The following is a 17,220-nucleotide window of genomic DNA, read 5'->3' as shown; positions in this document are numbered from 1 at the left end:
GGAGTGCGTTGAGGAGGCGGGGCGAGCGAGTCTGTGGTGACATCAGCTCGCTGACCATGAGAGTTCCTTATGGGGCAGAGAGACTTACGGAGCGAAACCTCCGGTATAGGGAAATGAGGGGCGACGCCGTGAGTGATAAGGAAAGGAACGGGAATCAAACGTCACGCTGTCTCCCGAACCAGCGCCGCTTATTTTAACAAGCATCGTGGGGCCCAACCTAGTGGCGGGGAGATTTCCCCAGGGGCGGCAGGCGTAGGGTGCGGCCGTGTGGGCCTGTTCGCTACCGGCGTACAGTGTGGTGAGCTGGGGAAACGGGCGTGTGATGGTGATGCGGAGAAAAATCGTGAATGGAGTGTCGGCCCCGCGCGTTAGAGTGGATGACACATTAACAGCGAAAGGTAAGAGGTCATGTTCGAGAGGTTTACAGACCGTGCTCGCCGCGTCATCGTTTTGGCGCAGGAAGAAGCACGCATGCTCAACCACAATTACATCGGCACCGAGCACATCCTCCTGGGTCTCATTCACGAGGGTGAAGGCGTTGCCGCCAAGGCCCTGGAATCCATGGGCATCTCGCTGGAGGACGTCCGCCGTGAGGTGGAGGAGATTATTGGTCAGGGCTCCCAGCCGCACACTGGCCACATTCCGTTTACCCCGCGCGCCAAGAAGGTCTTGGAGCTTTCCCTGCGCGAGGGCCTGCAAATGGGCCACAAGTACATTGGCACCGAGTTCCTGCTCCTCGGCCTCATTCGTGAAGGCGATGGCGTGGCAGCCCAGGTGCTGACCAAGCTGGGCGCGGACTTGCCGCGCGTGCGCCAGCAGGTTATCCAGCTGCTCTCCGGTTATGAGGGCGGCGAAGGCGATGGTGGCGGCACGTCCCAGGGCGGTCCTGGTCCGGTGGGCGCTGGGGCCGGCGCTGGCCAGGGTGGTCGTGGCGGTTCCGGCGGCGCCGGTGAGCGTTCCAACTCCCTGGTGCTTGACCAGTTTGGCCGCAACCTAACCCAGGCAGCTAAGGACGGCAAGCTGGATCCCGTGGTGGGCCGTGAGTCTGAGGTGGAGCGCATCATGCAGGTGCTCTCCCGCCGTACCAAGAACAACCCGGTGCTCATCGGTGAGCCCGGTGTGGGTAAGACCGCCGTGGTCGAGGGCTTGGCCCTCGACATTGTCAACGGCAAAGTCCCGGAGACTCTCAAGGATAAGCAGCTGTACTCGCTGGACCTGGGCTCCCTGGTGGCCGGTTCCCGCTACCGTGGTGACTTTGAGGAACGCCTGAAGAAGGTTCTCAAGGAAATTAACCAGCGCGGTGACATCATCCTCTTCATCGATGAGATCCACACCCTGGTGGGCGCTGGTGCCGCCGAGGGCGCCATCGATGCTGCTTCCTTGCTGAAGCCGAAGCTGGCTCGTGGTGAGCTCCAGACCATTGGTGCAACCACCCTGGATGAGTACCGCAAGCATATTGAGAAGGACGCTGCTCTCGAGCGCCGCTTCCAGCCGGTCAAGGTCGAAGAACCGTCCCTCGATGACACCATTCTGATTCTTAAGGGCCTGCGCGATAAGTACGAGGCGCACCACCGCGTGTCCTACACCGATGAGGCCCTCAAGGCTGCGGCCTCCTTGTCTGACCGCTACATCAATGACCGCTTCCTGCCGGATAAAGCCGTTGACCTTCTCGATGAGGCTGGCGCTCGCATGCGTATCAAGCGCATGACCGCTCCGGAAGGCCTGCGTGAGGTCGATGACCGCATTGCCGAGGTCCGCAAGGAAAAGGAAGCCGCAATTGATGCGCAGGACTTCGAGAAGGCCGCAGGCCTGCGCGATCAGGAGCGCAAGCTCGGTGAAGAGCGCGCGGAGAAGGAAAAGCAGTGGCGCTCCGGTGATTTGGAAGAAATCGCCGAGGTCGGCGAGGAACAGATCGCTGAGGTCCTGGCCCACTGGACTGGCATCCCGGTTCTCAAGCTCACGGAGAAGGAATCCAACCGCCTCCTTAATATGGAGGAGGAGCTGCACAAGCGCATCATTGGTCAGGACGAGGCCGTCAAGGCTGTCTCCCGTGCTATCCGCCGCACCCGTGCAGGCCTGAAGGATCCGCGCCGACCGTCCGGTTCCTTCATCTTCGCTGGTCCGTCCGGTGTGGGTAAGACCGAGCTATCGAAGTCCCTGGCTAACTTCCTCTTCGGTTCGGATGATGACCTCATCCAGATCGATATGGGTGAGTTTCATGACCGCTTCACTGCCTCCCGTCTCTTTGGTGCTCCTCCGGGATACGTGGGCTATGAAGAGGGTGGCCAGCTGACCGAGAAGGTCCGCCGCAAGCCGTTCTCCGTCGTCCTGTTCGACGAGATTGAGAAGGCCCACAAGGAGATTTACAACACCCTCCTGCAGGTGCTTGAGGACGGCCGCCTGACCGATGGCCAGGGCCGCAACGTGGACTTCAAGAACACGGTTCTCATCTTCACCTCGAACCTGGGTACCCAGGACATCTCCAAGGCTGTGGGCTTGGGCTTCACCGGCTCCTCTGAGACCGATTCTGATGCGCAGTATGAGCGCATGAAGAACAAGGTCCATGACGAGCTGAAGAAGCACTTCCGCCCAGAGTTCCTCAACCGTATCGATGAGATTGTGGTCTTCCACCAGCTCACCCAGGAGCAGATTGTGGAGATGGTGGAGCTGCTCATTGGCCGCGTGGAAAAGCAGCTGTCCGAGCGCGATATGGGCATCGAGCTCACCCAGAAGGCTAAGGACCTGCTGGCCAAGCGTGGTTTCGACCCAGTCCTTGGTGCACGTCCGTTGCGTCGTACTATTCAGCGCGAGATTGAGGACCAGCTCTCCGAGAAGATCCTTTACGGTGAAATCGGTGCCGGTGAAATCATCACCGTGGACGTCGAGGGCTGGGACGGCGAGTCCAAGGACAACTCCTCGGCCACCTTCACCTTCACCCCGCGTCCGCGCCCGCTGCCGGAGGATACCTTCGATGAAGAGCTCGAGAACTTGGAGGACATCGCCGTGCGCGAGGCTGATGAGGAAGCATCCTCGGATGAGCCGGATACCATCAGCCCGGATGTCCTTGGGGAGTCTGGCAGCGATTCCGCTGACGAGTCCCATAACGATGATGGCGATGACGGCAACCCGCCGCCGGCAGGCGCTGGCGCCGGTCAGCCGCTCTAAGCGCTGACTCTGGCCCAGCCACTGGGCCCATGAGGAATAGCCCCGAACCGCATGCGTGTGAGACCACGTGCGGTTCGGGGTTTGCTGTGCGTGACCTTCACGCAGCGGCACGCCCCCAGTCCACCACTAGAAATGAATCAGCCGGACTTGGGCCAGTTTAGTGCGGAATAATCCCACCTCACGGCCGAAAACCACCAGGTAGCAGTGTCAAGAGTCACGTTGCTCACCCACCCAAGACCTAAGTCAGGCCACAATGACCGTTTCCATAGAGCCCTGCACGCCTCTTCCCAAACGGATTACCTCTTCGCTCCCCTCGCAATGCGCAACGTCTGCATCGCTCCATCGACATGCTGGAAGCATCTTACAAAAGGCGTCTGACAAAAGGCATCAGTCATAAGGCGTTTTCACGGCTGAAAACGCCATTTACTCATTGCAGATGGCGTTTTTAGACCCAAAGATGCCCTTTGCCAGATGCCTTTTACAAAACGCCCTCCTGCCTTAGGTCAATTTAGTGCGGAACAATCCCACCCCTCCGCCGAAAACCACCAGGTAGCAGTGTCAAGAGTCACGTTGCTCACCCACCCAAGACCTAAGTCAGGCTAGAACTGAATCAGCACACCGTCTCGTGCGATTCGTGCTCCGGGTGCTCAATCTGGATGGTGGAGTGCTCGATGCCGAGTTCGTGCAGGGCGTGCTGGGCGGCATCCAACAGCGGGCCGGTGTCGACGGTGCCGTCACGCACGATGTGCACGGTCGTGAGCACGCTTACGCCATCCAGGCTCCACAGGTGTAGGTCGTGGATGTCGGCAACGCCCTCGACCTGCCGCAGCGCGGGCTCGATTGCGCTGGCGTCGAAGCCCGCCGGAACCTGCTCGAGCAGCACGCTCGCCGATAGCCGCATGAGCTGCCACGCGCGCGGCAGCACCATCGCCGCGATCACTAGGGAGGCGATCACGTCCGCAGCCACGAACCCGGTAGTCAGCACCACGATGCCCGCCACGATCACTGCCACCGAGCCGAGCATATCGACCAGCACGTGCAAGAACGCACCCTCCACGTTGATCGAGGATTCGCGGTGGCGGTGCAGAACCCACGCCGACAGTGCATTCGCCACCAGGCCGATCACCGCGATGATCAGCATCGTTTTTCCCTGTACTTCGGCCGGGCTCTGCAGTCGGCGAACCGCCTCGACGACAATCCACACCGAGATCACCAACACCATTACCGCGTTCGCCAGCGCCGCAAGCACCTCCACCCGCCGGTAGCCGTAGGTGGCCTGGGCTGATGCTTGTCGGCGACCCACCAGCACCGCTAGCACCGCAATGATTAACCCAGCGGCGTCAGAAAGCATGTGCATAGCATCCGCCATCAACGCCATTGAACCCGCCAACCAGCCGCCGATCAGCTCCGCGAAGAAGACGGTGCCGGTAATGCTGAGCGCGATCAGAAGTGCGCGCAGCGGCGTGCTGGAGTGATCATGGTCGTGGTGCTCGTGTGCCATGCACTCAGCCTATCGTCGCTGATGCTTATTGACAATAAAATGAAAGAGGATGGCGGCGGGCGCAGCCGGCGACTCCAAGTCAGGTTCTTTGTGTGAGTCCTGGGGGCGAGTCTAGGATTCAGCAGGCTGGCAGTTCGATGGGGCGGGGACATCCTTGAAGCGGTCGATGAGGTATCTCGTGCCGCGCAGAAGCGAACGGGCCATTGGCGCGGCATGGTTGGCGCCGGAGCCGGGGCGCACATTGACGGCGCGGGCATCCTCAAATTGGACGGTGCCGCCAGCCGCGCAGAAATCGCGGGCCATGGTGCGTGCCTGCTGATAAGGAATGATGTCATCGGTGGGGGAATTCATGACCAGCATTGGCGCATTGAGAGCATGCTGGCCTAGGCGCTGTTCCCTCAACATGCGGGAGGCCGCTGGTTTGCGGCGCAGCAATTCTTCAAAGGATTCACCGTTGTTCGTGAGCTCGCTGGTGCGGACATTTCCCCAGGCAGACATAGAATCACGGGCACAGAAAGTCTCGGCATCAGTGAGGAACTTGCGCCCGCGGGGGTTCAGCTCATCGATGATTTCGTGTGAGAATTCGGGGCTGCGCTCGGCAAAACCATTGATGGCATAGCCCAAGACGTGGACAAGGGACGAACCATCGACGGCACGCATGACTTCGAAAAGGTCTGCAGGTGGCGCGCCGGCAAAGGTGCCCTTGACGTTGAGCTCAGGCGCATAGGTGGCCGCGTACTCGCCAGCGGCGGCAGCTGCGCCACCGCCTTGGGAATAACCGGCGAGGCCGACGGGGGCAGTGTCCGGTGCACCGGCGAGCTTGAGGCCGGCGCGGGCGGCGTCAAGAACCGCGTGGGCTTCTTCGATGTTGTTCACGTAGGAGTGGTGGCCGGGAGTGCCGAGCCCGATGTAGTCCGTGACCACAACACGCACGCCCTGCGATAGGGCGAAGTCGTAGAGTCCTGCGGCAGCATCGAAGTTCTGGTCCCTGCCTCCGGCACTAGGTGCTGTGTAAGCACGTGACGGCGCGCACTGGTCGCCCGCCCCGCGAGTTCCTGGAGCGTAGACAATGGTAGGCCGCTCACCAGGCCCGTTCCACGGGACCTTGGGTTCGAAGACCATGCCGGTGACGGTCGTAGGCTCACCGTTCATGAGGGTGGAGGCGTAGGAAATGGCCGTGATCCTCGCGTTGGGCTGTTCGGTTGGGGCGGCGGAGTGCACGGTGCCCGGGGGAACTGCCTGTGCTGCTGGTGTGGCCACGGCGACGGCCGCAGCAGTCGCAAGAGCAGTAATCAGGGCTTTAATTCTCACGATGTTGAGCGTAGTCTTCCTAGCTCAGTTGCGCATCCGCGCTAAGCTTGCTGGCATGGGAATTTACTATCGCAAGCGGAAGAAGACCGGTAAGAACAGCTGGATTAACGTCTCTGGCTCCGGTGCGTCGATGTCGACGAAGGTCGGACCCGTGACCTTTAATTCCCGCGGTGGCATGTGGGTCAACCTGCCCGGTGGCCTGAATTTCCGGGGGCGCTGGCGTTAATGAACTCTCACCCCAGCACCGACTATGTCCGGATGGGGTATGAGGCTGACGTCGTCTTGCGTTTGGGCATGATGCTCATGGGCGCGGGCACGTCGGGCTATCGGGTGCTGCGCGGCATGAAACGTGCTGCTCGCGCGCTGGGCTTCGACCGGCTTGATGCTGACGTTGGTGTCACCCAAATCACGTGTACCTTTCACCGCGGCCGTGATTTTCGGACCGTTGTGGCCCAGCAGCATTCACCGGCCGTCGATGCCTCTCGCATCGAGGCTCTTGAGGACCTCACCCACAACCGCCTGTTTTCAGGAATTACCGCTGAGGATCTCAGCGCCATGCTCGATGTCATCGAGTCCACGGTGATTAAACGGTGGAACCGCTGGCTCTTGGCCTGCGCGGCAGCCGTTGCCTGTGCATCTTTTGCTGTGCTCAATTACTTCACCGTCTATGCGGTCGTCCTCGTTGCGCTGGCGGCTTTCTGCGGTCAGTTGACCCGCGCCTCACTGCATCACAAACACGTGCACCAGCTCGGCTGCATCGTGGCGGGCGGAACAGTAGCGAGCCTGGTGTATTTCATCACCACCAAGGCGGTTGCCGCCACAGGCATCGCGAACCCCGCCGATTTTTCCTCCGGTTATGTTGCGGCGGTGCTGTTCCTTATCCCAGGATTCCCGCTGTTCTCGGCGCTTATTGACCTCGCACGCTTCGACTTCGGCGCGGGCCTGACCCGCTTGGCGTATGCGCTGACCATCATTACCGCGGCCACTTTTACCGTGGCGCTGGTGAGCTGGACCACGGAACTGACACCTGAACCAGGCATCCCGAGCCCCGATGCCCAATGGTATATCGCAGCAGCCGTGGCAAGTTTCCTCGGCATTTCTGGTTTTGCCTTCTTGTTCAACTCCTCTCGGCGGATGGTACTGGTGGCGGCGTCGGTGGGGACGGTGGCCAACATCGTGCGCCTGTTCCTCATCAGCTGGGGAGCGACCAACTACGTGGGCGCTTTCATTGGCGGCCTCATCGTGGGTCTGTTGGGTGCGGTGGCGTCCAAGCGTGCACACCTGCCGCGTATCACTACGACGGTGCCGGCGTCTGTCATCATGATCCCGGGCACCGCCATGTTCCGCACTGTCTACCACCTCAACGTGGGCAACATGGACCAAGCCTTGAACAACCTCGCCATCGCCTCAATGGCCGTCGTGGCGATTGGCTGCGGTCTTGTCTGCGCCCGCATGCTTACTGACCGCAACTGGACCATGGGTCGGCTCATCGACTTCTCCCATCGCCCTACTGAGGCAGATGGAACAGCCCCTCCTCGTTCTGCTCCATAAGACCATCGTCGAGCAGCGAAGCGAGTGCGCGGGCGCGCTGCGGAGCGTCCTCCCAGACGGCGTCCAACTCGGACTGGGGAACGGGGTGGGGTGAGGTGCGGAGGACGTCGAGAAGCAGCCCACGTACTTGGCGGTCCGTGCCGGTAAACTTCTGTACGCGCTTCTTCGCCCGCGCAGCCTCTTCCTCACTCGGCTCGGGGCATCCGGCTAGCTGCCAGGCACACGTGGTTTTAATGGGGCAGGCCATGCAGTCCGGATTCTTCGCCGTGCACACGAGCGCTCCCAGCTCCATGAGCGCCGCCGAAAAACGCGGCCCATTCTCCTCCGGAAGAAGCTCCTCCACCTGTGCCAACTCGCGCTTCGAGGGTGTCGGCGCCAGGAACCGGCCTTCCTCAGCACGGGCATAGACGCGGCGCACGTTGGTGTCTACCACCGGCACGTTGCGCCCAAAATGAAACGCCGCGACCGCCCGTGCGGTGTACTCACCGATACCGGGCAGGGCCAAGAGCTTGTCGACGTCCCCCGGAACGTCACCCTCCCCAATCTCCTTCGCGCATTCCCACAGCCGTAACGCGCGCCGCGGATAGCCTAGCTTGCCCCAAGCACGCAGCACATCGGCTTTGGACGCCGCCGCGAGATCCTGGGGCGTGGGCCAGCGTTGCATCCACTCTTTCCACTGCGGGGCTACGCGCGCAACGGGAGTCTGCTGGCTCATGACTTCGCTGAGCAGTACACCCCAGGCCGAGGTCTCCGGTACACGCCAGGGCAGGGGGCGCTCGTTAGCGTCGAACCACTCCATGACAGCTTGGGTATCCATAAACACCTCAGTGTAGGGGTGGTGGGACTAGAGTGTGAATCATGCCTCTAGTACATGTGCCGCACCGTCCACAGGAAGTCTGGGAAGCCCTCCAGGAAGGTAACCGTCGCCTCGTGAGCGGAAACCTCATCGCCGTTAATCAGGATGCCAAGCTGCGCGCCGGGTTGACCCAGGGCCAAGACCCGCGCGTTATTGTGCTGGCCTGCTCGGATTCCCGCGCACCGATTGAGCACGTATTCAACATTGGTTTCGGTGATGCCTTCGTCATCCGTACAGCGGGGCACATCCTGGATAGTGCGGTGATGGCGTCGCTGGACTATGCCCTGGAGAACCTCAACGCCAACCTGCTCGTCGTGATGGGGCATCAGTCCTGTGGTGCGGTGAGCGCGGCTTCCGATTTCCTGGATGGCGGCGAGCTGCCGACGGGGCTGCAGCGCCCCATCATTGAGCAGGTCGCGGTAGCGTCCATGGTGGCTCGGCGCGATGGCCGCGAGGACCGCGCTGACTTTGAGCGTGAGAACACCGCGCAGACGGTATCGCAGATCATCTCAGACGTCCCGGCGGCGCGCGAGCTTCTCGACGCTGGAACGCTCGGTATCGTCGGCCTGCGCTACCTCCTTGAGGACTCCAGCGTGGAGACCGTAGTCCTCCACGGCGTGCAGTAGCGCGACAATAAGGCTGCGTGATGGGGGTGGTGGGGAAAGAACAAGACACGCGGCCTAACGCTGGCCCGGGTAAGCGCTCAGTCCCCTTAAACTAAAGGCTGTGACTGAGCCAACCCGTACCTCGAAGCCGCTGCCGCGCGAGATTTATGTTCGCCGCCGCATTGCCGCGCTCGTGGCGATTCTGGTGCTCGTGGTCATCCTTATCTGGGCGGCCACTGCGCTTTTCGGTGGGTCTTCGGAGGATAAGGAGTCGCAGCCGGCGGCAGCGTCCAGCAGCTTGGTTCAGCCCTCCGAGCAGCCGACCACCTCGCAGTCCGAGGAGGCTGAGTCTGCGGTCCCAGCATCCGAATCCGAGGAGGAGCAGCCTTCGGAAGAAGGCTCGGATGATGCTGAGAAGAGCGAAGATTCCCAGAACACCGAGCTGGTCGTGGATCCCTCGAAAACGGAGTGCTCCTTGGATGACCTCAATGTCATGGCCAAGACCAAGGAGGACAGTGTTCCGGGTGGCAAGATGCCAACCTTCTACATGGAAGTCTTCAACCCCACCACGAAGGATTGCTCCATCGACCTTGACGAGCAGCAGCTGCGCTTTGAGGTCTACAAGATGGGCTCCAACGAGCGCGTCTGGTCTGATACCGATTGCTATGCCTCCGTGGAGACCGGTAAGCAAACCTTCAAGTCTGGCGAGACTCGTTTCTTCCAAGCCGACTGGTCCCGCAAGCGCTCTGAGCCGGGGCAGTGCACGGAGCGCCCAGAGGCCGAATCCGGTGCATACTTCCTGCACACCGTCATCGGTGACAACTACTCGGCAGCCCTGCCATTCAACCTGCTCTAAGCGCCAGCTTTCGCGGCAGCACTAGGTCAGTGCTAGCTCAGCGCAGAAATTGCCTCACTCAACGTGGATGCTTGGTGCACGCGCATACCGGTGACTTCCACCTTGCCGGGCGGGACGATGGCCTGGCGGTAGCCCAAACGCGCAGCTTCCGCCAGACGACGATCCAGGTTGGGCACGCGGCGTACCTCGCCGGCTAGGCCGACTTCTCCAATAACCACGGTCTTTGGTGGCAGCGGCCGCTCGTGGAGCGAGGACCACGTGGCTAGGGCTACCGCGAGGTCTGTTGCCGGTTCCTGAATCTTCATGCCACCTACAGTGGCGACGTAGGCGTCTTTGTCGTTGGTGCGCTCGCCCGCCCGAGCCTGCAGGACGGCAAGGACCATGGGGACGCGGTTGGCATCCAAACCAGTCACGACGCGGCGAGGGTTCTTGGCCACCGGATCAACCGTGAGTGCTTGTACCTCCGCGAGAATGGGGCGCACACCATCCATGGCTACCGTGACCGCGGAGCCGTCCGGTGTGCTACCACGGTGGGAAAGAAACAACCCGGACGGATCCGCGACCTCGCGGATGCCGGCGGCGGTTTGCTCAAAGCAGCCCATCTCATCGGTAGCGCCGAAGCGGTTCTTGAGCCCGCGCAACAGCCGCAAAGAGGACTGGCGGTCACCTTCAAAATTCAACACCACATCGACGAGGTGCTCGAGTACGCGCGGACCAGCCACGTTGCCATCCTTGGTGACGTGCCCCACGAGAAGGATCGGGATTCCAGTGTTTTTAGCCAGTGTGGTCAGTGCAGCGGTGACCGCGCGGGATTGTGCCACGCCTCCAGCTACACCTTCAACGCCCGCTGCATGCATGGTCTGCACTGAGTCCACAATGATGAGACTGGGCTTGAGCTGTTTGACGTGTCCGAAGACAACATCCAAATTCGACTCGGCAGCCAGATAGAGTGTCTCGTGCAATGCACCGGTGCGCTCAGCGCGGGCGCGGACCTGTCCAGCTGATTCCTCCGCAGTGGCGTACAACGCCGTGCGGCCTAGTTGTGCCCAGCGCGAAGCGACCTCGAGTAGCAGCGTGGATTTACCTACCCCCGGCTCGCCTGCCATAAGCACAACGGAGCCGGGCACGATACCGCGCCCAAGGACGCGATCGAGCTCCCCAATCCCGGTGTTAAGCGCCTTGGTCTGTGCCGCCCCCACCTTGGTGATGGGGACAGCCGGGCTCGTTGGCGTGAGGCCCGTCGGCCGACGTCCACTCATCGCTGCCTGCGCGGCACTGCTTTCCTGCGCGGCAGCAGTTTCCTGCAGCGTTCCCCACGACCCGCACTCAGGGCAGCGGCCCAACCACTTGGGGGAGACGAAGCCACACTCGGTGCACGTGTGAACGGGACGAACCTTTTTAGCCATGCCTCTTACTGTAGTAAGCGGCCCGGACATCGAGGATTCTGTTTACTCATCATCAAGAAATCTTTATTACCCCCATATGGAAATATTCCCCACGAACCTAGGCATCATCATCACTAAGGCCCTACAGTGTTAGTCAGGTTACGGGCAAAACTTTAATAAGTGATGCGTGAAACCGTCCCCCCATGCACAACTCTCACAACCCCAAAGGTGATTTTATGAAGATCCGTCGTACCCTCGTCGCCGCCGGTGCTGCTGTTGCTATCGCCCTGGCTGGTACCCCTGCTGCCTCCGCCGCTCAGGCACCGCAGCCGCTCGCAGATGTCCTGACGCAGATTACCAACGTTGCTGGCTATGATGCTCAGAACGTCATCCTCGTACCGGCAGCCCTGTCCTCCTTGGGCTTCATTTTGAACGTTCTGTAATAACCCCGTAACTATCCCCCTCAAAGAATCATTCAAGGAGACACAATGAAGAAGATCCGTCGTTCCCTCGTTGCAATCGCTGCTGCATCCGCCGTCGCTGTGGCTGGCACCCCGGCCGCTTCCGCTGCTTCCTACCCGGAGCCGCTGAACCAGGTCATGGACACCATGATTCGGTACGGTGGCCCGCAGGCGCCGAACCTCCTGCTGGTTCCGGCCACCCTGTCCACCCTTGGCTGGGCCCAGGCAATCCTCGCTAGCTCCTCTGTGCGCTAAGAGCCTGTAGAACTCACCACTCTGTCGCCGCCGTGCACTTTCTGTGTGCGGCGGCGTTAGTGCGTTTTAGGAGGGAGAAGGTCCAGCAATGCGAAACCGCCCTAGCTGCACGCTGTGCCAACCAGGGCGGTGTGAAGTGTGCAGCTAGGGCGGCGTGAAGCCTCGTGGGGGAAGCTTTACTTAGCCTCGGTGTAGCCCTCTTCGGACTCCGGGTCGCGGTCAAACTTACCGGCCTCCAGCGGGGAGGCGGACACGGTGGCGTCGACCTCAATGGTGCCGGTGTTGAAGGTGAAGGTCACCGGGCGGGAGCCGCCAAAGGCGAAGCCATCGTTCTCCAGGGAAGTGGTCACGTAGGTGACGTTGTTGTCCTTCTCATCCTTCGGAAGGTTCTCCAGGTTGGTTGCGGAATCGCCGTACAGTGCCTGATCGCGGGCAATCGGGGTAGCGCCCTCGATGACGACATCCTGGCCGTCAACGCTGACGGATTCCAAGGTGACCTCATCGACCTTGTAGCCCTGGTTCACGGCGATGAACTTCAGAGAGGTTTCACCGGAGTCCGGCTCAACCTGAATGGTGACGTCACGTACGGCCACCTTGCCATCTTCGGTGCTGGCGGTTGCGCCATCGACAGCTGCAACCTTCTCTGCGGTCTGCGCAACATGACCAGCCGAGCAGGACGCCAGCGCCAGCGCGGAAAGGGCGGTAACTGACATGATGGCACCGCAGCGAGCGGCGGACTTCAGGGACTGCACTGTGAGTGTCCTCCATTGAATTGCGATCACAAAGCTTATCAACGCTTTAGCCTAGTCCCTCTCCACGAAAAGCACACAGTTTCCGCAAACCCCTTGGGTAAACCGGGGGTAGCCGTGCTTCACCGCGTACGCGTCGTGGTGTATAGCCTCCCCGCGATGCCTCAGCGGGCGGGGGTGAAATCCTGCGTGCTAGAATCGATTCCCTGTATATGCGGCCCATCGAGAGCTAAGCGAGCGTCCTCGATGAGCATCGTCTTCAAAGGCTTCACAAGGAGTGGCAATGGAATTTAAGGTCGGAGAGGTCGTCGTCTACCCGCACCACGGCGCCGCCAAAATCACGGCGATTGAAACGCGCGAGATGGGTGGCGAGACCCTCGAGTACCTCGTCCTCCACATCAACCAGTCCGACCTGGTTGTCCGTGTGCCCTCCAAGAACGTCGAAATGGTTGGCGTCCGTGACGTCGTGGGCAAGGAAGGTCTGGAAAAGGTCTTCTCGGTTCTGCGTGAGGTAGACGTCGAAGAAGCCGGCAACTGGTCCCGCCGTTACAAGGCCAACCAGGAGCGCCTCGCCTCCGGCGACATCAACAAGGTTGCTGAAGTCGTTCGTGACCTGTGGCGCCGCGACCAGGACCGTGGCCTGTCTGCTGGTGAGAAGCGCATGCTGGCCAAGGCGCGCCAGATTCTCGTTGGTGAGCTCTCCCTGGCTAAGCCGGTCGATGAAAAGAAGGCCGACACCATGATGGAGGAAATCGACGCCACCATCGAGCGCCATCGTGCCGCAGGTTTGGTGGACGATAAGTCCATCACTACCGACGTTGATAGCGACATCGATCTTGATGATCTCTCCTTCGATGACGAAGACTAAACCTCGCGTCATCGCGCTCGTTGCGGCTGCGGGTAAGGGCACGCGCCTCGGCGCCGCGGTGCCTAAAGCTTATGTCGAGCTGCGCGGGCGCACTCTTCTGGAGCGCTCCGTCCAAGCGATGGTTACCTCCGGCATCGTCGATGAGGTCATCGTGCTCGTCAGCCCCACCATGGAAAGCTACGCGGAGCGCATCCTAGCTCGCGTCGAGGCTGACATTCCTCTCCGTCTTGTCCACGGCGGCGGCGAGCGCGCCGATTCCGTGTGGGCAGGCTTGCAGGCCATCCCAGAAGAGGACGCCGTGGTGCTCATCCACGATGCGGCCCGGGCTTTGACGCCTCCGGGGATGATCGCGCGCGTCGCCAAGCGCGTGCTCGATGGGGCCGTCGCCGTTATCCCAGTTGTGCCCGTGGCAGACACCATTAAAGAAGTCGAGGGGGAGACTGTCCTGTCCACCCCGGACCGCTCCCGTCTGCGCGCAGTGCAGACGCCGCAGGGCTTCAACTTGGCCGCGTTGCGTCAGGCCAATATGGATTATTGGGAGCAGGACCCGGATTTCACCGCCACGGATGATGCCAGCCTGATGGAATGGCACGGCGCGCGCGTGGAGACCGTGCAGGGTGATACCTTCGCTTTTAAAATCACCACTCCCATTGACCTCGTCCTCGCCAGGGCTGTGACAGATGAGGCCGAACCGACCATTTTTGAGGTGCCCAGTGACTAACCCCATCATCCCGCGCGTTGGTATTGCCACAGACGCCCACCAGATCGAACCCGGCAAAGAGTGCTGGATTGCCGGCCTCCTCTTCGAGGGCGCAGATGGCTGCGAGGGCCACTCCGATGGAGACGTGGTGGCGCATGCGCTTGTCGACGCCTTGCTGTCCGCCTCCCACCTCGGTGACCTCGGATCCTTCGTGGGCGTGGGCCGCCCGGAATATGATGGCGTATCCGGTGCGCAGCTGCTGCGCGAGTGCCGAGAGCTGCTGGAGAAGGAAGGTTTCACCATCGGCAACGCCTCCGCCCAGCTCATCGGCCAAACCCCTAAGATGGGGCCGCGCCGCGAGGAGGCTGAGTCTGTGTTGAGTGAGATTCTTGGTGCGCCGGTCTCCATTTCTGCGACCACGACTGACCGTCTCGGCTTCACCGGGCGCGAGGAGGGCCGCGCCGCCGTGGCCACCGCCGTGGTCTGGCGCGCCCCCAATTCCTAACGTAAAGTCGAGGGAGAGGAGGCTGCCGTGGCATTGACAATGCGAATTATAAATACCGAGGCCCTGCGGGCTCGGTATGGGGAACTCCTGCATGCCTTAGAAGTAGCCATTGGGGCGAACCTTAGTTCTGAAGATCTGCGCATGCTCGCAGAATCCGGCCGTTTTTCCACGGAAGAGCGCGACCTTTATGACGAACTCCGTCGCGTAGAGCTGATGCTTGAACGCTAAATGACGGTGCGCATGGGGGGACTAGGGCAACATCTGACAGCAGAATTTTTTAACTGGGTGCATGCCGTGCATGTGAAGGTTTTGCCCCTCAATGAAGATTCCGATATCCGCGTGTGGACAGATCTCAATCCAGACGATGGCACTGGATTGTTAGAACTTCACGCACCGTTGGTCTACGGGGTAGGAAGTCAGGGAGGCGATCGGTTTTCCTACAGCGACCTTTTCGAATCCGTTGTTCGCTTTCACACGTCCCTGTCGCCCGATGAATCATCTCTCAGCGTGAAGTCGAGCAAATTCGAGCTGCGTGTAGGAACAGCCCCAGGCGTTCGTTTCGAATATGAGCGAGAGAATCGTACTGCTCCGACGGCCCACATTCACCACTCAGGGGTGGCCGGACTGTTGAGTCCCGCACTAATGAAGAACTTTTCTGGGGTGAAGAACCCTCGAAAGAAGGGCCGAATTGAGGATATACATTTTCCTATTGGCGGCCGTCGGTTCCGGGTATCCCTGGAGGATTATTTTTTCTTTCTTTTTATGGAGTGTGGCTTTCGTTCACGTCCCGGTTGGAAAAGCTTTCTTGCGCAGAGCCGAGAAAAGTGGCTCGATGATCAGTTGCGCGGAGCGGTAGCCGATAATCAAGAGGTTGCTGCGCAAGTACTACGAGAAATAGGCTACACCGTCGAAAAGAAAGGCACGGCACCTAGTGCTGAGGCGCGGGGGCATCGGCCATGGTGAATTCCCACCGGAGGGTCAATTAGACTAGTCGGCGTGAGTACTTTGCGCATTTTTGATACCGCCACCCGCACCCAACGTGACTTTGAGCCGGTTCGCCCCGGCCATGCCTCGATTTATCTCTGTGGCGCCACTCCGCAATCTCAGCCGCATATCGGCCACCTGCGCTCCGGCGTGGCCTTCGACATTCTGCGCCGTTGGCTTCTGGCCCAGGGCTATGACGTGGCACTCGTGCGCAATGTGACGGACATTGATGACAAGATTCTGACCAAGGCCGCAGAAAACAACCGCCCGTGGTGGGAGTGGGTATCCACCTATGAGCGCGAGTTCACCAAGGCCTACAACACCCTCGGTGTGCTCCCACCCTCGGTGGAGCCGCGCGCGACGGGCTTTGTCACGCAGATGGTGGAGTACATGCAGAGGCTTATCGACGCCGGCTATGCGTATGCCGTGCCTGGTGGCACCGCAGGAGAAGACGCCTCCGGCTCGGTTTATTTCGACGTCGCCGCATGGAATGTCGCCGAAGGTTCTGATTACGGTGCGCTGTCCGGTAATCGCGTCGAGGATATGGAGCAGGGCGAGTCGGAAACCGAAGGTAAGCGCAGCCCGCAGGATTTCGCGCTGTGGAAGGCTGCCAAGCCGGGTGAGCCGGCTTGGCCGACGCCATGGGGTAGGGGCCGCCCCGGCTGGCACCTGGAGTGCTCCGCTATGTCCACCTACTATCTGGGCAGCGAGTTCGACATTCACTGTGGTGGTCTGGACCTGCAGTTCCCGCACCACGAGAACGAGATTGCGCAGTCCCATGCGGCGGGCGATAAGTTCGCCAACTACTGGATGCACAATCACTGGGTGACCATGTCTGGTGAGAAGATGTCCAAGTCCCTGGGCAACGTGCTCTCCATCGCCAACATGCTGGAGATTGTCCGCCCGGTGGAGCTGCGCTACTACTTGGGCTCCGCGCACTACCGTTCCGTGCTCGAGTACTCCGAGGCCGCGCTTACGGAGGCTGCTGCGGGCTACCGCCGCATCGAGGACTTCGTGGGCAAGTTCGAGGGCGTCGAGAAGGGCGAGTGGACCCCAGCCTTCGCAGAGGCCATGAATGATGACATCGCCGTGCCGAAGGCGTTGGCGGAAGTCCACACCACGGTGCGTGCAGGAAATAAGGCCCTTGCTGAAGGCCGCCGGGAAGAGGCCGAGCGCCTCGCCGGAGCAGTGCGCGCCATGGCTGCGGTTCTTGGCTTTGATCCGTGCGATGAACAGTGGAAAGATGGTGGCGAAACAAGCGGCGCTGTCGCGGCACTGGACGTTCTTGTCCAGGCTGAGCTTGAGCGCCGTACGACCGCCCGCGCAGAGAAGGACTGGGCTACTGCGGACGCTGTGCGCGACCGCCTGACCGCCGCGGGTATTACTATCACTGACACCGCCGACGGTCCCACCTGGTCCCTGGCGGACTAACCGTCCTTGGGCTAGGCCAAGGACAACAAAGGAGAAG

The 17,220-nt window shown here is 61.0% G+C and carries 18 protein-coding genes; 13 read left to right on the top strand and 5 right to left on the bottom strand.

The window, feature by feature from the left end:
• Positions 1–408: 408 nt before the first annotated feature.
• A complete protein-coding gene (locus I6J26_RS04350) occupies positions 409–3,165 on the top strand; it encodes an ATP-dependent Clp protease ATP-binding subunit (RefSeq protein ID WP_115023614.1) in 2,757 nt (918 codons plus the stop codon).
• Between the two features lie 610 nt (positions 3,166–3,775).
• Here I6J26_RS04350 and I6J26_RS04345 read toward each other — a convergent pair.
• Both I6J26_RS04345 and I6J26_RS04340 read right to left on the bottom strand, forming a co-directional pair.
• Positions 3,776–4,666 (bottom strand): cation diffusion facilitator family transporter, encoded by an 891-nt coding sequence (locus I6J26_RS04345; RefSeq protein ID WP_115023612.1) that lies wholly within the window; start codon positions 4,664–4,666, stop codon positions 3,776–3,778.
• A 111-nt stretch (positions 4,667–4,777) separates the two neighbouring features.
• Complete coding sequence (locus I6J26_RS04340) at positions 4,778–5,977, bottom strand: lipase family protein (protein ID WP_239121830.1); 1,200 nt, start codon at positions 5,975–5,977, stop codon at positions 4,778–4,780.
• A gap of 55 nt (positions 5,978–6,032) precedes the next feature.
• Between I6J26_RS04340 and I6J26_RS04335 the strand changes: the two genes are divergently transcribed.
• Together I6J26_RS04335 and I6J26_RS04330 are read left to right on the top strand one after the other, a co-directional pair.
• Positions 6,033–6,203, top strand: a complete 171-nt coding sequence (locus I6J26_RS04335; RefSeq protein ID WP_082013969.1) for a DUF4236 domain-containing protein — start codon at positions 6,033–6,035, stop codon at positions 6,201–6,203.
• Positions 6,203–7,528, top strand: coding sequence for a threonine/serine ThrE exporter family protein (locus I6J26_RS04330; RefSeq protein ID WP_115023607.1), 1,326 nt, complete (start codon positions 6,203–6,205; stop codon positions 7,526–7,528). The genes I6J26_RS04335 and I6J26_RS04330 overlap by 1 nt, the downstream gene beginning before the upstream one ends.
• Here the strand turns inward: I6J26_RS04330 and I6J26_RS04325 are convergent.
• Positions 7,485–8,345 carry an A/G-specific adenine glycosylase gene (locus I6J26_RS04325; RefSeq protein ID WP_115023605.1) on the bottom strand — a complete coding sequence of 287 codons (861 nt, stop codon included), beginning with the start codon at positions 8,343–8,345 and terminating at the stop codon, positions 7,485–7,487. The genes I6J26_RS04330 and I6J26_RS04325 overlap by 44 nt on opposite strands.
• A gap of 41 nt (positions 8,346–8,386) precedes the next feature.
• Between I6J26_RS04325 and I6J26_RS04320 the strand changes: the two genes are divergently transcribed.
• Together I6J26_RS04320 and I6J26_RS04315 are read left to right on the top strand one after the other, a co-directional pair.
• Positions 8,387–9,010, top strand: coding sequence for a carbonic anhydrase (locus I6J26_RS04320; protein WP_115023603.1), 624 nt, complete (start codon positions 8,387–8,389; stop codon positions 9,008–9,010).
• Between the two features lie 100 nt (positions 9,011–9,110).
• On the top strand, positions 9,111–9,845 hold the full coding sequence (locus I6J26_RS04315; protein ID WP_115023601.1) for a hypothetical protein: 735 nt from the start codon (positions 9,111–9,113) through the stop codon (positions 9,843–9,845).
• 32 nt (positions 9,846–9,877) lie between these two features.
• Here I6J26_RS04315 and radA read toward each other — a convergent pair whose 3' ends face one another.
• Positions 9,878–11,251 carry a DNA repair protein RadA gene (gene radA / locus I6J26_RS04310; protein ID WP_115023599.1) on the bottom strand — a complete coding sequence of 458 codons (1,374 nt, stop codon included), beginning with the start codon at positions 11,249–11,251 and terminating at the stop codon, positions 9,878–9,880.
• A gap of 215 nt (positions 11,252–11,466) precedes the next feature.
• On the opposite strand from radA, the gene I6J26_RS04305 reads away from it, so the two are divergent.
• Positions 11,467–11,673, top strand: coding sequence for a hypothetical protein (locus I6J26_RS04305; protein WP_070670593.1), 207 nt, complete (start codon positions 11,467–11,469; stop codon positions 11,671–11,673).
• 45 nt (positions 11,674–11,718) lie between these two features.
• Entirely contained in the window at positions 11,719–11,946 is a 228-nt protein-coding gene (locus tag I6J26_RS04300; protein WP_115023597.1) for a hypothetical protein, read from the top strand.
• A 176-nt stretch (positions 11,947–12,122) separates the two neighbouring features.
• Here the strand turns inward: I6J26_RS04300 and I6J26_RS04295 are convergent, their stop codons facing one another.
• The gene (locus I6J26_RS04295) at positions 12,123–12,698 is read right to left on the bottom strand and encodes a hypothetical protein (RefSeq protein WP_115023595.1); all 576 of its coding nucleotides are present in this window, start codon (positions 12,696–12,698) and stop codon (positions 12,123–12,125) included.
• A 280-nt stretch (positions 12,699–12,978) separates the two neighbouring features.
• Between I6J26_RS04295 and I6J26_RS04290 the strand changes: the two genes are divergently transcribed.
• The 6 genes from I6J26_RS04290 to cysS are packed head-to-tail and all read left to right on the top strand — an operon-like array spanning position 12,979 to position 17,183.
• Positions 12,979–13,563: a CarD family transcriptional regulator gene (locus I6J26_RS04290; protein ID WP_115023593.1), complete on the top strand. Its 585-nt coding sequence runs from the start codon at positions 12,979–12,981 to the stop codon at positions 13,561–13,563.
• A complete protein-coding gene (ispD, locus tag I6J26_RS04285) occupies positions 13,535–14,284 on the top strand; it encodes a 2-C-methyl-D-erythritol 4-phosphate cytidylyltransferase (RefSeq protein ID WP_115023591.1) in 750 nt (249 codons plus the stop codon). The genes I6J26_RS04290 and ispD overlap by 29 nt, the downstream gene beginning before the upstream one ends.
• Positions 14,277–14,768 carry a 2-C-methyl-D-erythritol 2,4-cyclodiphosphate synthase gene (gene ispF, locus I6J26_RS04280; protein WP_115023589.1) on the top strand — a complete coding sequence of 164 codons (492 nt, stop codon included), beginning with the start codon at positions 14,277–14,279 and terminating at the stop codon, positions 14,766–14,768. The genes ispD and ispF overlap by 8 nt, the downstream gene beginning before the upstream one ends.
• 27 nt (positions 14,769–14,795) lie before the next feature.
• Entirely contained in the window at positions 14,796–14,996 is a 201-nt protein-coding gene (locus tag I6J26_RS04275; RefSeq protein ID WP_042532302.1) for a hypothetical protein, read from the top strand.
• Positions 14,997–15,731: a hypothetical protein gene (locus I6J26_RS04270; protein WP_115023587.1), complete on the top strand. Its 735-nt coding sequence runs from the start codon at positions 14,997–14,999 to the stop codon at positions 15,729–15,731. It abuts the gene before it with no gap.
• Between the two features lie 33 nt (positions 15,732–15,764).
• Positions 15,765–17,183, top strand: coding sequence for a cysteine--tRNA ligase (gene cysS, locus I6J26_RS04265; RefSeq protein WP_115023585.1), 1,419 nt, complete (start codon positions 15,765–15,767; stop codon positions 17,181–17,183).
• The last annotated feature ends 37 nt before the right edge of the window (positions 17,184–17,220 follow it).

It is taken from the genome of Corynebacterium minutissimum, assembly GCF_016889765.1.
Lineage (GTDB): Bacteria > Actinomycetota > Actinomycetes > Mycobacteriales > Mycobacteriaceae > Corynebacterium > Corynebacterium minutissimum_B.
Note: the sequence above shows the minus strand (reverse complement) of the source record. Positions and strands in the feature narration are given on the sequence as shown.